Origin of the sequence: Bradyrhizobium sp. HKCCYLRH3097 (assembly GCF_051167875.1) — a bacterium.
GTDB lineage: Bacteria > Pseudomonadota > Alphaproteobacteria > Rhizobiales > Xanthobacteraceae > Bradyrhizobium.
This window is the reverse complement of sequence record NZ_JBNPTX010000003.1, coordinates 267,505-283,139: the sequence shown is the minus strand read 5'-3', so window position 1 is coordinate 283,139 and position 15,635 is coordinate 267,505. Positions and strand designations below refer to the sequence as shown.

Sequence of the window (15,635 nt, the reverse complement as noted above, 5' to 3'; positions counted from 1 at the left end):
CGCCCTACACCTGCTGGATCTGCCGCGGTGCGCTGAGCCACAGCGCGAGCAGGGTGCAGACGGCGCCGGACAAGAGATAGCCGCCGGCCGACAGCAGGCCGAGATGGGCGGCGAGCACCAATGCCGCCAGCGGCGCGAAGCCGGCGCCGAACAGCCAGGCGAGGTCGGCCGTGAGCGCCGAGGCCGTATAGCGATAGGTGCGCGCGAAGTTGGCGGCAATCGCGCCCGAGGACTGGCCGAACGACAGGCCGAGCAGGATGAAGCCGAGCACCATGTAGATGGTCTCGCCGACCGGGCCGGCGTCGAGCAGTTGCGGCGCGAAGCCGGAGAACACCGCGATCGCGATCGCCGAGCCGATCAGGAGCGACTTGCGCCCGATGCGGTCGGCCAGCATGCCGGACGCCACGATGGCGACGACGCCGAACACCGCACCGATGGCCTCGATAAGCAGGAAGCGCGCCGGCGTCTCCTTGGTGAACAGGAACACCCAGGACAGCGGAAACACCGTCACCATGTGGAACAGCGCGAAGCTCGCCAGCGGCGCGAAGGCGCCGATCACGATGTTGCGACCCTCGTGCCGAATCGTGGTGGCGACGCGTGCCGGCTGCAATTCACGCGACTGGAACAGCTCGTCATATTCCGGCGTCACGACCATGCGCAGCCGCGCGAACAGCGCCACGACGTTGATGGCAAACGCCACGAAGAACGGGTAACGCCAGCCCCAGTCGAAGAAGTCGGCCGCGGAGAGATAGCCGACGAAGAACGCGAACAGCACGCTGGCGACGATCAGCCCGAGCGGCGCGCCGAGCTGCGGGATCATCGCATACCAGCCGCGCCGGTGCTCCGGCGCATTCATGGCGAGCAGCGACGCCAGCCCGTCCCAGGCGCCGCCCCAGGCGAGGCCCTGGCCGATCCGCGCCAGCGCCAGCAGCCAGATCGCCGCGGCGCCGACGGTGTGGTAGCTCGGCAGGAACGCGATCGCGACGGTCGAGGTGCCGAGCAGGAACAATGCGGTGATCAGCTTGGCGCTCTTGCCGTAGCGGCGGTCGATCGCCATGAAGATCACGCTGCCGAACGGGCGTGCGATGAAGGCGAGCGCGAACAGCGCGAACGAATACAGGGTCTGCGTCAGCTCGTCGGCGAACGGAAACACGAGGCGCGGAAATACGATCACCGAGGCGATGGCATAGACGAAGAAGTCGAAGAACTCCGACGTGCGCCCGATGATCACGCCGATCGCGATCTCGCCCGGATGCGCCTCATGCGTGCGGGAGAGATGGGTTTCGCCGTCGGCGGTCGCCGCTGCCTGTGTCATCGCGCTGCCTGCAGTCCTCTCATACTCTATTGTCGCCCCGTAATTGTCGTCCTCGGCGCCGCTCCGGTATTGGACAAATTGTCCAATGTCGGCCGTGTCGTCCGGTCGCTACGTGAGGTCTCGTTCAGAGATCCGCCGTGCGACGAGGTTGAGCGTGCGTTACTGGAAATTCTTGGCACTGCTGCCGCTGGGGCTCGCGCTCGGAGGCTGCAATCTGGTCGTGCTCTCGCCCTCCGGTGACGTGGCCGCCCAGCAACGCGATCTCGTGATCATCGCAACCGTGCTGATGCTGCTGATCGTGGTGCCGGTGATGGCGGCGACCGCCATCGTGGCCTGGCGCTACCGCCAGTCGAACCAGGCGGCGACCTACACGCCGGATTGGGATCACTCCACCCAGCTCGAGCTTCTAATCTGGGCGGCGCCGCTGCTCATCATCATCTGCCTGGGCGCGGTCACATGGATGGGCACGCATCTGCTCGATCCCTATCGCACGCTCGGACGCATCTCCGCCGAGCGCGCGGTGACGCCGCAGGACAAGCCGCTCGAGGTCAACGTCGTCGCGCTCGATTGGAAGTGGCTGTTCATCTATCCCGAATATGGCATCGCCAGCCTCAACGAGCTTGCGGCGCCGGTGAACCGGCCGCTCGATTTCAGGATCACCTCGTCGTCGGTGATGAACTCGTTCTACATCCCCGCGCTCGCCGGCCAGATCTATGCGATGCCTGGCATGCAGAGCCGGCTGCACGCCGTCATCAACAAGCCCGGCGTTTATCGCGGCTTCTCGGCGAACTACAGCGGCGCCGGTTTCTCCGGCATGCGCTTTGCCTTTCATGGCCTGTCTGATGTCGAATTCGCCGGTTGGATCGAGAAGGCCAAGGCCAGCGGTGCCGAGCTTGGCAAGCCGGACTATCTCAAGCTGGAGCGTCCCAGCGCGAACGAGCCGGTCCGCTACTACGCATCGGTGGATAGCGACCTGTTTCGCGCCATTCTCAACATGTGCGTCGAGCCCGGCAAGATGTGCATGAGCGAGATGATGGCGATCGACGCGAGAGGCGGCATGGGCATGGCCGGCGTCCGCAACACGCTGCCGCTCGCCTATGACAAGTTCGCCGGGCGCGGCGCCGTGTTCGGCGCCGGGCCGAGCTTCGTCGCCGGCGGCGTCTGCGTGCCGGGCGATCAGGTCACGCGGATGGCCGAGGACTCCTCGCCGACCGTGCTGGCGCCGCTGGACTGGACGCCATTGCAGGGGCGCGGACTGGCGCGGCCCGGACTGCTGCGGCCATCCAAGGCATCCTTCATCACGGGGCCAACCTCAAAGTCGGATTCGTGAGGGTCACATCATGTTCGACACTGCCAATCTCACCAGGTTCATCTTCGGCCGGCTGACGCTGGAGTCGCTGCCGTTGCACGAGCCAATCATCGTCGGCACCTTCGCGATGGTCGCGCTCGGCGGCCTCACGCTGTTCGGCGCCATCACCTATTTCCGGCTGTGGGGCTATCTCTGGAAGGAGTGGTTCACGACCGTCGACCACAAGCGCATCGGAATCATGTACATGGTGCTCGGCATCGTCATGCTGCTGCGCGGCTTCGCCGATGCGCTGATGATGCGGCTGCAGCAGGCGATCGCGTTCAACGGCTCCGAAGGTTATCTCAACTCGCACCACTATGATCAGGTGTTCACGGCGCACGGCGTGATCATGATCTTCTTCGTGGCGATGCCGCTGGTCACCGGCCTGATGAACTACGTCGTGCCGCTGCAGATCGGCGCCCGCGACGTGTCGTTCCCGTTCCTCAACAATTTCAGCTTCTGGATGACCACGTCGGGCGCCGTGCTGGTGATGTGCTCGCTGTTCGTCGGCGAGTTCGCGCGCACCGGCTGGCTGGCCTATCCGCCGCTGTCGAATCTCTCCTACAGTCCGGATGTCGGCGTCGACTATTACATCTGGGCGCTGCAGGTCGCCGGCGTCGGCACGCTGTTGTCCGGCGTCAACCTGATCTGCACGATCGTGAAAATGCGTGCGCCCGGCATGACCATGATGAAGATGCCAGTCTTCACCTGGACCTCGCTGTGCACCAACGTGCTGATCGTCGCCTCCTTCCCGGTGCTGACGGCGGTGCTGGCGCTGCTGTCGCTCGATCGTTACGTCGGAACCAACTTCTTCACCAATGATTTCGGCGGCGATCCGATGATGTATGTCAACCTCATCTGGATCTGGGGCCATCCGGAGGTCTACATCCTCATCCTGCCGGCCTTCGGCATCTTCTCCGAGGTGACCTCGACCTTCTCGGGCAAGCGGCTGTTCGGCTACACCTCGATGGTCTACGCCACCGTCGTCATCACCATCCTGTCCTACCTGGTCTGGCTGCACCACTTCTTCACGATGGGCTCCGGCGCCAGCGTGAACTCGTTCTTCGGCATCACCACGATGATCATCTCGATCCCGACCGGCGCGAAGATGTTCAACTGGCTGTTCACGATGTATCGCGGCCGCATCCGCTTCGAGCTGCCGATGATGTGGACGGTCGCCTTCATGCTGACCTTCGTGATCGGCGGCATGACCGGCGTGCTGCTTGCGGTGCCGCCGGCCGACTTCGTCTTGCACAACAGCCTGTTCCTGGTCGCGCATTTCCACAACGTCATCATCGGCGGCGTGCTGTTCGGCCTGTTCGCCGGCATCGCCTACTGGTTCCCCAAAGCGTTCGGCTTCAGGCTCGATCCGTTCTGGGGCAAGATGTCGTTCTGGTTCTGGACGGTGGGCTTCTACTTCGCCTTCATGCCGCTCTACGTGCTCGGCCTGATGGGCGTGACCCGTCGGCTGCGCACCTTCGACGATCCGAGCCTGCAGATATGGTTCATCATCGCCGGCATCGGCGCGTTCCTGATCCTGCTGGGCATCGCGAGCTTCCTGATCCAGATCGCGGTCAGCATCCTCCGCCGCGAGCAGCTCGCCGACCTCTCCGGCGATCCCTGGAATGCGCGCACCCTGGAATGGGCGACGTCGTCGCCGCCGCCGGCCTACAACTTCGCCTTCACGCCCGTCGTCCACGACAACGACGCCTGGTGGGACATGAAGCGCCGCGGCTACGCGCGTCCGCTCGCCGGCTTCAAGGCGATCCACATGCCGAGCAACACCGGTACCGGCGTGATCCTGGCGGGCCTCAGCACCACCATGGCATTCGGACTGATCTGGTACATGTGGTGGATGGCGGCAGGCAGCTTCGTCGCGCTGCTCGCGGTCGCGATCGGCCACACCTTCAACTATCACCGCAGCTTCCACATCCCGGCCGATGAGGTCATAAGCGTCGAGCGCGCGCGCACCAAGCTGCTCGTGGCAGGAGCCAAGTCATGACCGTTGCGATGGGCACGATGAAGGCCGGGGAGCCGGTCTTCTATGTCGTCGACGAGCACGAGCATCCCGAAGGCAGCAGCACGATGCTCGGCTTCTGGATCTATCTGATGAGCGACTGTCTCATCTTTGCGATCCTGTTTGCCGTCTATGGCGTGCTCGGCGCCAGGTACGCGGCCGGGCCGGCGCCGAAGGACCTGTTCGACCTGTCGCTGGTCGCGGTCAACACCTCGTTCCTGCTGCTGTCGTCGCTCACCTATGGCTTCGCGATGCTGTCGATGCAGCGGAACCGCGTTGGCGCGATGCAGGCATGGCTCGTGGTGACCGGGCTGTTCGGCCTCGCCTTCCTCGGCATCGAGCTGACCGAGTTCGCGCACATGATCCACGAGGGCGCGACGCCGCAGCGCAGCGCCTTCCTGTCGTCGTTCTTCACGCTGGTAGGAACCCACGGCCTGCATGTGACGTTCGGTCTGGTCTGGCTGGTCACCCTGATGGTGCAGGTCGGGACCCACGGCCTGATCGAGGCCAACCGCCGCCGGCTGGTCTGCCTCAGCATGTTCTGGCACTTCCTCGACGTGATCTGGATTGGTGTCTTCACCTTCGTCTATCTGATGGGGATGCTTCGATGAGCTCTGATGCACACGCGCACGGTTCGGCGGACGACCATGCCGGCACGCGCTCGGGCCAACTGATCGGCTTCGGCGCCTCCGTCGTCCTGACGGCGATTCCGTTTCTGCTGGTCATGAACGGCTCGCTCGACAAGCAGGCCACGGCGCTGATCATCATGGCATTCGCGGCCGTGCAGGTCGTCGTCCACATGATCTTCTTCCTGCACATGAACACCAAGGCCGAGGGCGGCTGGACCATGATGGCGCTGATCTTCACCATCATCATGGTGGTGATCGCGCTCAGCGGCTCGCTCTGGGTCATGCATCACCTGACCACCAACATGATGCCGGTACACGAGATGGGCCAGACGCCGTGATGTCAGCTCCTGCCGACGGGGCAGGGGAACGCGACGAGGCCAGCCGCGGGCGATCCGGCGCGCTGCGGCTCGCGATCGTTGCGGCGTGGGTTGCCTGCGTCGCGATGCTGCTGTCGCTGGGCGTCTGGCAGATCGAGCGGCGGGCCTGGAAGCTCGACCTGATCGATCGCGTCGAGCGCCGCGTTCATGCCGCGCCCGTGCCGGCGCCGAGCCGGGCGGATTGGCCGGCCATCGATCGCAGCAACGACGAGTACAAGCTGATAACGTTGAGCGGCCGCTTCCTCAACGACCGCGAGACGCTGGTCCAGGCGCTGACGGTCGAGGGCTCCGGCTATTGGGTGGTGACGCCGCTGCAGACCGCCAGCGGCGCCGTGCTCGTCAATCGTGGCTTTGTGCCCGCGGATCGCCGCGCGCCCGCAAGCCGCAGCGCCGGGAACCCGAATGGCACGGTCAGCGTGACCGGACTGCTGCGGATCTCCGAGCCTGGCGGCGGCTTCCTTCGCCACAACGATCCCGCGGGGAATCGCTGGTATTCACGTGACGTCGCGGCGATCGCGGCGGCGCGCGGTCTGTCCGACGTCGCACCATTCTTCGTCGATGCCGATGCGACCCCGAATCCTGGCGGACTTCCAATCGGCGGACTCACCGTGATCTCGTTTCCGAACAACCATCTGGTTTACGCGCTGACCTGGTTTACATTGGCCCTCATGCTGGCCGGCGCCGGGCTGCAGCGGCTCCGCCGCGCGCAGCATGAGCCCGGCGCGCCGGCAGCGCAGGATGTGGAATGGGATCAGCAGCGGCAGGACATGGGTGGATGCGGGACGGCGTCTTGAGCGATCGACGCTTGCCGTTCTGCCGGCGGAGATCGGACGGGCCCTCATGAGCAGCGAGGCCCCCAATTTGCCGTTCGGAGTCGTGGCCGCGATCGCCACACCCGAGATCAACGCGCCGCTGCCGACCAAGGACGCGACCAACCGCAAGAACATGGTGCTGCTGATCCAGCTGCGCTGGATCGCCGTGGTCGGCCAGATCGTCACCATCGGCTTCGTGACCACCTGGTTCGGCATTGCGCTGCCGGTGCTGCCGATGGCGGCGATCATCTGCGCGCTGGTGGTGCTCAACATCGCCAGCCATATCTGGCTGCGCAGGCGCGACGACGTCGGCAATCGCCATTTGCTGATCGCGCTGATGCTCGACGTGGTGGCGTTGACATCGGAGCTCTATCTCACCGGCGGCGCGTCGAACCCGTTCACGTGCCTCTATCTGCTGCAGGTGACGCTGGGGGCCGTACTGCTCGACGCGCGCTCGTCCTGGTCGCTGGTCGCGCTGACGGTGCTCAGCTTCATCTGGCTCACCATCGAGTACCGCCCGCTGCAACTGCCGCAGCATCACGTCAGCGATGCCTTCACCCTGCACATCACCGGCATGTTCGTCGGCTTCATGCTCGACGCCGTGCTGCTCGTCGTCTTCGTCACCCGCATCAACCGGAACCTGCGCGAGCGCGACGCCAAACTCGCCGATCTGCGCCAGCACGCCGTCGAGCAGGATCACATCATCCGCATGGGCCTGCTCGCCTCTGGCGCCGCGCATGAGCTCGGCACGCCGCTGGCGTCGATCTCGGTCATCCTGAACGATTGGCGCCGCATGACCGCGATCTCTGCCGATCCGACGCTCGCGGAGGATTTCACCGAAATGGAAGCGGCGGTGCAGCGCTGCAAGTCGATCGTCACTGACATCCTGGTCTCGGCCGGTCAGGCGCGCGGCGAAGGCTCGGCGCCGACCACGTTGAAGGCGTTCCTGACGACGCTGGTCGCCGAATGGAGCGCGGCGCGCTCGGCGCGCAATCTGATGTTCCGCAACGAGTTCGGCTCGGATCCGGCGATCGTCTCCGACGTCGCCCTGAAGCAGGCGATCGTCAACGTGCTCGACAACGCATTCGAAGTCTCGCGCGAGTGGGTGGAGTTCGTGGTCGAACGAGATGGTGATCAGCTGCTGCTCAGCGTCAGCGATCGCGGGCCGGGTTTTGATCCGGCGATGCTGGGGCAACTCGGACGTCCCTATCAGTCGAGCAAGGGCCGCCCGGGCCGCGGCCTGGGTCTTTTCCTGGTGGTCAACGTGATCCGCAAGCTGGGCGGCAGCGTTTCCGCCTGGAACCACCGGGGACGTGGAGCGACCGTCCGGCTGTCACTGCCGTTGTCGACGCTTGTCATTGGAGAGCGCGATGGCGAATGACCTGTCCCTCCTGATCGTCGAGGACGATGACGGTTTTGCACGCACCCTGAAGCGCTCGTTCGAACGGCGCGGCTACGAGGCCGTCGTCGCCGGCTCGCTCGAGGACGTCGACGAGATCCTCAAGAAGAAGACGTTCGGCTATGCAGTCGTCGATCTCAAGCTCGGCGGCGCTTCCGGCCTCGTCTGCGTCGAGAAGCTGCATGCGCACGATCCGGAGATGCTGATCGTGGTGCTGACCGGCTTTGCCAGCATCGCCACTGCTGTCGAGGCGATCAAGCTCGGCGCCTGCCACTATCTGGCCAAGCCGTCGAACACCGACGACATCGAGGAGGCGTTCCGCAAGGCGCAGGGCAATGCGCAAGTGGCCCTGGCGGAGCGCTCCACCTCGATCAAGACGCTGGAATGGGAGCGCATCCACCAGACCCTGATCGAGACCGACTTCAACATCTCCGAAGCTGCGAGGAGGCTCGGCATGCATCGCCGGACGCTCGCGCGCAAGCTGGAGAAGCGCCCGGTGAAGTAGATCGATCCGGTTGTTGTCCGGAGGAGTGGAGCTCATTCTTTCCGACCTACTCCCTTGCCAGAGCCGTTGCCGGATCGAGCCGTGAGGCGCTGCGGGCGGGCATGTAGCCGAAGCCGATGCCGATCGCCATCGACGTGACGGCGGCGCCGACCATGGCGAGCGGCGAATAGATCAGCTGGAAGCCGACGTCGAGCGCGTTGAAGACCGTGCCGAAGCCGACCGCGAGCGCAAGGCCCAGCGCACCGCCCAGCAGGCAGACCAGCACCGCCTCGATCAGGAACTGCATCAGGATGTCGCTGCGGCGGGCGCCGACCGCCATGCGCACCCCGATCTCGCCGACGCGCTCCGACACCGACACCAGCATGATGTTCATGACCCCGATGCCGCCGACCAAGAGCGAGATCACGGCGATGGCCGCCACCAGCAGTGTCAGCACCTGCGTCGTGCTCTCGACGGTCTTGCGGATGTCATCGGTGTTGAGGACGAAGAAATCCTTGGCATTGTGCCGCGCCGTCAGCAGCGCCGTTGCGGCACGCTCGGCCGCCGCCATCGGCGTCGCCTCGTCGACGCGGACGCTGATGCTGCGCAGCACCTGGTTGCCGAGGAAGCGCGCCTGCACGGTCGTGTAGGGCAGGTACACGATCGGCGTGGAGCTGGAGCCGAAGCCGGCCTGCTGCTGCTTGGTGATGCCGACGACGCGGCAGGGCACCTTGCCGATCAGGACCACGCTGCCGAGCGGACTGACGTCGGGATCGGGAAACAGCGCCTTGCGCGCATTGTCGTCGATCACGGCGTCCTGGGCGTAGGAGCGCACGGTATCGGCATCGAGATAGCTGCCTTCGGCAAGCTCGGTGTTCTTGACCCGGAAATACTGCTCGCCGACGCCGGAGATCTGGGCGCTGACCTCGATAGCGCCGAACCGAAGCGTGCTGGTGGTCGAGACCGTCGGCGAGATCGCATCGACATAAGGCTGCTGCGCCATGACCTTGGCATCGGCGAGCACCAGCGTCCTGATCTTGCTGGAGCGCGTATCGCCGAAATCCTTGCCGGGAAAGAATTCCAGCGTGTTGGTGCCGAGCCGGTTGATGTCCTTCAGCACCTTGGCCTGCGAGCCCTTGCCGAGCGCCAGCACCAGCACGACCGAGGCGACGCCGATGATGATGCCGAGCATGGTGAGGAATGCGCGCATCCGGTGCGCATTCATGGCGAGCAGCGCCATCCGCGCGGCCTCGCGGAAACGGTCGAGCTGGCTGCGCCACCACGACGCCGCCTGCGCTGCGTGGTCTTCGGTCGCTGCGGCTGGCGCGGGTTCCGAAGTCCGCGGATTGAGCCGGTCGGAAATGACGCGGCCGTCCTCGATCTCGATGATGCGCCGGGCGCGCTGCGCGACGCTCGGATCGTGCGTGACGATGATGACGGTGCGCCCGGAGGCGCTGATCTCGTCGAGGATGCGCAGCACCTCCTCGCCGCTGGCGCGGTCGAGCGCGCCGGTCGGCTCGTCGGCCAGGATCACGTCGGGATCGTTGACCAGCGCGCGGGCGATCGAGACCCGCTGCTGCTGGCCGCCCGAGAGCTGACCCGGCTTGTGGTCGGTACGGCTGCCCATGCCGAGCCGCTGCAGCAGCGCCTCGGCCTTGCGGTGGCGTGCCGCCGGGCCGAGCCCGGCATAGACCGCAGGCACCTCGGCATTGTCGGCGGCGCTGAGCTCGCCCAGCAGATGGTAGCGCTGGAAGATGAAGCCGAAATGCTCGCGCCGCAACGCCGCCAGTTCGTCCGGATCGAGAGAGCCCATCTCGCGGCCGGCGATCCGGTAGCTGCCGGATGTCGGGCGGTCGAGGCAGCCCAGAATGTTCATCAGCGTCGACTTGCCGGAGCCCGACTGGCCGATGATCGCCACCATCTCCCCGCGCGCGATCTGGAGGTCGACGCCACGCAAAGCATGGACCGTGCCTTCGCCGGACGCGTAGCGCCTCCCGACATTCTGCAGGTCGATCAGGACCTCCGTCATCACGCGCCTCCGGGCGGGGGCATCACGGTTCGCTTCGTGCCCTCCTCGGGCGCCGAGATCACGACCCGCTCGCCCTCGCGCAGGCCGGACTGCACCTCGGCCCGGATCTTGTTGTTGAGGCCGACGCGAATGGTGCGCTTCTCCAGCGTTCCTGCGCCGGTCAGCACGCGCGCCGTGTAGCTGCCATCGGGATTGGCGTTGCCAAGCGCGGACGACGGAATGGTCGGGACCTTGCGGGCCTCGCCGAGCAGGATGTGGACCTCGGCCGTCATGTAGGTCATCAGCCGCCCGTCCGGATTGGCGATATCGAACACGCCATTGTAGTAGATCGCGGAGGACGTGGTGGACGAGGAGGAGCTGCTGCTCGACGTGGTCGTCGTGCTCGACGAGAAGCTCGAATCGCTCTTGATCGATTCGGGCGCCGGCTCGATCGACCCGAGCGTGCCTTCGTAGCGATGATCGGGCTCGCCCAGCACGGTGAAGTAGACGTTCTGTCCGGGCCTGACCTTGACGACATCGGCCTCGGAAATCTCCACCCGCACGGTCATCGTCTCGACCTGGCCGAGCACGACGATGGTCGGCGCCGACTGCACCGCATTCACGGTCTGGCCCTGCTGGGTGACGATCGACAGCACGGTGCCGTCGATCGGGGCCGTGATCTTGGTGTAGCCGAGGTTGACGCGCGCGGTCTCGATCGCGACCTCGGCCTCGACGATTTGCGCGTCGAGTTGCGCGATCTGGGCCTGGGTCTGTTTGACGGTCGCCTCGGCACTGTCGTAGTCGGCGCGCGACGAGGCCTTCTGCGCCAGCGTGACCTGCTGCCGCGCCAGGTTCGCCTCGGCCAGCGCCAGGGTGGCGACCTTCTCGTCACGCTGCGCCCGCACGCTCCGCAGGCTCGCCTCGTTGGTGCGCAGCGTGTTCTGCTGCGTCAGCGAGTCGATCTCGGCGATCAGATCGCCGGCCCTGACCTTCTGTCCCAGCTTGACGTTGAGCGCGACCAGCCGTCCCGACGCCTGGGCGCCGACCGCCACAAGCTTGACCGGCTTCAGCGTGCCGGTGGCGAGCACGGTCTGCTCGATGTCGCCGGTCGTGACGGGCGCGGTGACGAGATTGGCGTTGGGATTGCTGGTCAGCCTCATGACCAGCACGATCGCGGCGGCCAGAACGACGAGCGCTCCGGCGATCAGCAGCGGCCAGCGGCGTGGCCGCTTCGGCTTCGGCGCCGGCGCGAGGCCGCCATCGACCGCGACCGGTCGGGGCATGTGGGATAAGGGTGCGTTCATCGGATCACTTCGGAGGCACTTTTTGAAGTTCAGATCGTAGATTATTTGGGCGCGACGGCCTGTGCGAGATGCGGGCCGGTGCCGCTGTCGACGACCTCGGGCAGCGAGCTGTCGATCGCTGCGGTCCAACCGCCGCCCAGCGCCTTGGCCAGCGCCACGTAGTTCTTCGCGAGCGTAGCGCGGCTCGCGAGCAGGCTGTCCTCGGCGGTGAATTGCGAGCGCTCGGCATCGAGCACGTCGAGGAACGTGCTGGAGCCGGTCTGGTAGAGCGAGCGCGACAGCCGCGCGGCCTCGCCATAGCGCCGCGCCGACTCGCTCAGGCTGCGGATGCGAATGCGCTCCTGGCCGAGGCTCACGATGGCGTTCTCGACGTCTTCGAGCGCGCTCAGCACCGCGCTGCGCCAGGCGACGTGGTATTCGTCACGCTGCGCTTCCGCGACCTCGACGGCGGCCTGCAGCTTGCCGCCGTTGAAGATCGGCACCGAGACGCTCGGGCCGATCGACCAGCCGATCGTCGAGCTCTTGCCGAGATCGCCGAGCTTCAGCGCCGTGGTCGAGACCGTGCCGGTCAGGCTGACATCCGGGTACAGCGCGGCGGTGGCTTGGCCGATCTTCGCGGTGAACTGCGCGAGCTGCCGTTCGGCCTTGCGCACGTCGGGCCGCATGACCAGCACGTCGGCCGGGATGCCCTTCGGCAGCGGCAGGCGCGGCGATGGGATCGGCGTCGCACGCGACAGGCGGAGATTCAGGGCCGTCGGGTCGCGGCCGAGCAGGACGCCGAGCCGATGCACGGCCTGCTGATAGCTGCTCTCATAGGTCGGGATGGTTGCTTCGGTGCTCGCGGCCAGCGCGCTCGCCTTGGCGGTGTCGACGGCCGAGGCAGAGCCGGCATTCTGCTTGCGCTCGGTCAGCGCCGCGGTCTCGCGCTGCGAGGCGGCAGTGCGCCGCGCCAGCGCCGCTCGCGCCTGGTAGGCGCGGGCATCGATGTAGTTGGAGGCGACGTCGCCGAGCAGCGTCAGCAAGGTCGCGCGCAGATCGTCCTCGGCGGCATCGACGCCGTAGGTCGCCGCCTCGACCGCACGGCGGTTGGCGCCGAACAGATCCAGCTCCCAGCTCGAATCGAAGCCGGCCTGGTACTGGCTGTAGGTGGTCGGAGCGATCGCGATGCCGCTCGTCGAGCTGCCGGCGCTGCGGGTCTCCGTTGCCGTGCCGGTGCCGCTGACGGACGGAAACAGCGCGCCGACCGCCTGGCGCTGCGTCGCCCGCGCCTCGCGGATGCGCGCCTTGGCGGCGGCGACGTCGAGATTGCCGGCAACCGCCTCGCTGATCAGTTGATCGAGCAGGTCATCATTGAGGTTGCGCCACCAATGCGCGAGCTTCAGCGTCTGCGCCGGCCGATTGCGGTCGCTGCTCCAGCGCTTCGGCACGCCGAACTCAGGCGTCACGTAATCGGGGCCGACGGCGCAGCCGGCGAGCAGCGGCGTGGCGAGGCAGAGTGCGAGCAGGACGGGCTTCACGGCGGCTGATACTATCGCGGTTCGAAAGGAGGCCGCGCCGGCTGGTCGGCCACGCCGCAGGACTTCCCCGTGTTTGTTTGATGCGCGGAGCCTAGGCAGGTTAACGATTGCGCAGGATTAAGTCGCGTGAAGAAATGTTTCCGCCTTAACAATACAGCTTACTTTCGCCACGATCGGACCTCGCTTCGGGCTGTTCTTTTGGACTCAAATCGACCATGTTCCGCGCATGATGTCGTCACACGATACCGCCGTGTCCGCAGACGCGAACATACCGGCAGCCGCGCGCATTCTCTGCGTCGAAGATGACCGGGAGATTGCGGCGCTGCTCACCGAGCTGTTGCAGGAGCACGGCTTCGCGCCGCGCTTCGTGTCCTCCGCGGCCGCGATGAACGACCTCCTGCAGCGCGAGCAGGTCGACCTCATCATGCTCGACGTGATGCTGCCGGACGACGACGGCATGAGCATCTGCCGCCGCCTGCGCCAGATCTCGACCGTGCCGATCATCATGGTGACCGCAAAAGGCGAGGACATCGACCGCATCCTCGGCCTTGAGCTCGGCGCCGACGACTATGTCGTCAAGCCGTTCAATCCGCGCGAGCTGGTGGCGCGTATCCGCGCGCTGCTGCGCCGGTCGCAATTGCATCCCGCCGTGATCGCGGCGCGGCAGGCGCCGATGACGTTCGACGGCTGGCGCATCGAGCCGGCGACGCGTACGCTGTTCGATCCCGACCGCGTCAAGATCACGCTGACCAGCGCCGAGTTCGACATCCTGCTGGCGTTCTGCCGCAATGCCGGCCGCGTGCTGTCGCGCGAGCAGCTGATCGAGCTGGCGCACGGCGGGCAGGCCGGGCCGGTCGAGCGCAGCATCGACGTTCACATCAGCCGCATCCGCCAGAAGATCGAGCCCGGCGCCAGGAGCTGGACCCTGATCAAGACGGTGCGCCTCGGCGGCTACGTATTCACGCCAAGAGTCGAGACCACCGATGACGCCAGATAGCAAGCCGTGCCCGCGCCTCGGCCTCACCACGCAGATCGTGACCTTGGCGTCGCTGTCGGTGCTGTTCGGCATGGTCGTGATGATCGCGGCGGTGCTGCTGTTCTTCGATCCGCCCGACGAGCAGGAATCGCCGGCCTATGGTGTCGCCCGCGTCAGCGAGGCGGTGCATTTCGTCCGCGCCGCCAACGATCCCGTCGCCGTCGAGAGCAGCCTGTCCAGCCTGCGCAGCTCCGGCATCCAGGTCGAGCTGGTGCCTCTGACGGCGCTCACCTCGCTGCCAAAGCCCGAGCGCAGCGTGCCGCTGACATCGAAACTCGCGCGCCGCCAGCTCGGCGTGCTGCGCGACGTCACCTTGCTGCACGGCGTCGGCTATGGCGCGGCGCCGCCGACCCAGATCATCGTCCAGGTCGATGGCGAGCGCGCGCTGGTGTTTGACGACGTACCGCGGCTGGAATTCTGGTCGATCGTGCTCAAGCCGACCGCCGTATTCCTGTTTCTCATCCTGATCCTCGGCGTGCTGCTGTCGATCTACGCGGCGCGCGCGATCATCAGGCCGCTGTCGGACATGGCGCGCGCGGCGGCCGCGTTCGGCCGCTCGCCGGGGGCGCAGGAGCCGCTCGGCCGGCGCGGGCCGAAGGAGATCGTGCAGGTCGCCGACGCACTGAACGAGATGCAGGCGCGCATCCGCGCGCTGCTCGATGACCGCACGCGCATGCTGGCGGCCATCAGCCACGATCTGCGCACGCCGCTGACGCGGCTCAGGCTGCGCTCGGAGCGCATCGGGCAGGGGGAGATGCGCAGCGCGATGCTGCGCGACATCGACCAGGTCAGCCGCATGCTCGACGAGACGCTCGACTACCTGCGCGACGACACCAAGGCCGAGCAGCCGGCGCGGATCGAGCTGGCGAGCCTGCTCGAGACGATCTGCTGCGACTTCGCCGATGTCGGCCACGCCGTCAGCTTCGATGGACCGTCGCGGCTGGTCTGCGAGGGCCGGGCGCGGGCGCTGTCGCGCGCCGTCACCAACGTGGTCGAGAACGCGGTCAAGCACGGCAGCGAGGTCGTGGTCAGCCTGTCGACCCTGGCCGACGGCATGATCGCGATCGAGGTCGCCGATGACGGCCCGGGCATTCCGCAGGCGCTGCAGGCGCGGGCGCTGGAGCCGTTCGTCAAGCTCGACCAGGCGCGCTCCGCCGGCGGCTTCGGCCTCGGCCTGTCGATCGCGCAGGAGATCATGAAGAAGCATGACGGCGGCATCGCGCTGATGCCCAACGCCCCGCGCGGCCTGCGGGTACGGCTGTCGCTGCCGCTGCGCCTCGCGATGCCCGCGGCGATCCCCGCCAAGGTGGCGTAGCAGACGCCACGAGGAGGAAACCCCGCCGGTGCCGAGCCCGGCGGGGCCTTTGCGTTCGCCGATGTCGAGGGACG

At 66.6% G+C, this 15,635-nt stretch carries 13 protein-coding genes; 9 read left to right on the top strand and 4 right to left on the bottom strand.

What is annotated here, in order from left to right:
* Nucleotides 1-4 precede the first annotated feature (4 nt).
* Entirely contained in the window at nt 5-1,315 is a 1,311-nt protein-coding gene (locus ACQR0U_RS10270; protein ID WP_434872136.1) for an MFS transporter, read from the bottom strand.
* 154 nt (nt 1,316-1,469) lie between these two features.
* Between ACQR0U_RS10270 and cyoA the strand changes: the two genes are divergently transcribed.
* Genes cyoA through ACQR0U_RS10235 form a run of 7 tightly spaced genes read left to right on the top strand, consistent with a single transcriptional unit; the run spans nt 1,470 to nt 8,402 of the window.
* A complete protein-coding gene (gene cyoA / locus ACQR0U_RS10265) occupies nt 1,470-2,645 on the top strand; it encodes a ubiquinol oxidase subunit II (RefSeq protein ID WP_434872135.1) in 1,176 nt (391 codons plus the stop codon).
* Nucleotides 2,646-2,655: 10 nt separating this feature from the next.
* Entirely contained in the window at nt 2,656-4,665 is a 2,010-nt protein-coding gene (gene cyoB, locus ACQR0U_RS10260; RefSeq protein WP_434843155.1) for a cytochrome o ubiquinol oxidase subunit I, read from the top strand.
* The gene (cyoC, locus tag ACQR0U_RS10255) at nt 4,662-5,291 is read left to right on the top strand and encodes a cytochrome o ubiquinol oxidase subunit III (RefSeq protein ID WP_315825292.1); all 630 of its coding nucleotides are present in this window, start codon (nt 4,662-4,664) and stop codon (nt 5,289-5,291) included. The genes cyoB and cyoC overlap by 4 nt, the downstream gene beginning before the upstream one ends.
* Entirely contained in the window at nt 5,288-5,647 is a 360-nt protein-coding gene (gene cyoD, locus ACQR0U_RS10250; protein ID WP_315752397.1) for a cytochrome o ubiquinol oxidase subunit IV, read from the top strand. The genes cyoC and cyoD overlap by 4 nt, the downstream gene beginning before the upstream one ends.
* Nucleotides 5,647-6,480, top strand: coding sequence for an SURF1 family protein (locus tag ACQR0U_RS10245; protein ID WP_434843154.1), 834 nt, complete (start codon nt 5,647-5,649; stop codon nt 6,478-6,480). Before cyoD ends, ACQR0U_RS10245 begins: the two co-directional genes overlap by 1 nt.
* A gap of 46 nt (nt 6,481-6,526) precedes the next feature.
* Nucleotides 6,527-7,879 carry an ATP-binding protein gene (locus tag ACQR0U_RS10240; protein ID WP_434843153.1) on the top strand — a complete coding sequence of 451 codons (1,353 nt, stop codon included), beginning with the start codon at nt 6,527-6,529 and terminating at the stop codon, nt 7,877-7,879.
* Entirely contained in the window at nt 7,869-8,402 is a 534-nt protein-coding gene (locus ACQR0U_RS10235; protein WP_315752400.1) for a response regulator transcription factor, read from the top strand. Before ACQR0U_RS10240 ends, ACQR0U_RS10235 begins: the two co-directional genes overlap by 11 nt.
* A 46-nt stretch (nt 8,403-8,448) precedes the next feature.
* Here ACQR0U_RS10235 and ACQR0U_RS10230 read toward each other — a convergent pair whose 3' ends face one another.
* The 3 genes from ACQR0U_RS10230 to ACQR0U_RS10220 are packed head-to-tail and all read right to left on the bottom strand — an operon-like array spanning nt 8,449 to nt 13,210.
* Nucleotides 8,449-10,410, bottom strand: a complete 1,962-nt coding sequence (locus tag ACQR0U_RS10230) for a MacB family efflux pump subunit (protein ID WP_315713465.1) — start codon at nt 10,408-10,410, stop codon at nt 8,449-8,451.
* On the bottom strand, nt 10,410-11,693 hold the full coding sequence (locus ACQR0U_RS10225) for an efflux RND transporter periplasmic adaptor subunit (RefSeq protein WP_434843151.1): 1,284 nt from the start codon (nt 11,691-11,693) through the stop codon (nt 10,410-10,412). Before ACQR0U_RS10225 ends, ACQR0U_RS10230 begins: the two co-directional genes overlap by 1 nt.
* A gap of 41 nt (nt 11,694-11,734) precedes the next feature.
* Nucleotides 11,735-13,210: an efflux transporter outer membrane subunit gene (locus ACQR0U_RS10220; protein ID WP_434843150.1), complete on the bottom strand. Its 1,476-nt coding sequence runs from the start codon at nt 13,208-13,210 to the stop codon at nt 11,735-11,737.
* Between the two features lie 226 nt (nt 13,211-13,436).
* Here ACQR0U_RS10220 and ACQR0U_RS10215 point away from each other — a divergent pair, with 226 nt between their 5' ends.
* Both ACQR0U_RS10215 and ACQR0U_RS10210 read left to right on the top strand, forming a co-directional pair.
* Nucleotides 13,437-14,207, top strand: coding sequence for a response regulator (locus ACQR0U_RS10215; protein ID WP_434843149.1), 771 nt, complete (start codon nt 13,437-13,439; stop codon nt 14,205-14,207).
* On the top strand, nt 14,194-15,561 hold the full coding sequence (locus tag ACQR0U_RS10210) for an ATP-binding protein (protein WP_316192828.1): 1,368 nt from the start codon (nt 14,194-14,196) through the stop codon (nt 15,559-15,561). Before ACQR0U_RS10215 ends, ACQR0U_RS10210 begins: the two co-directional genes overlap by 14 nt.
* Nucleotides 15,562-15,635: the final 74 nt, after the last annotated feature.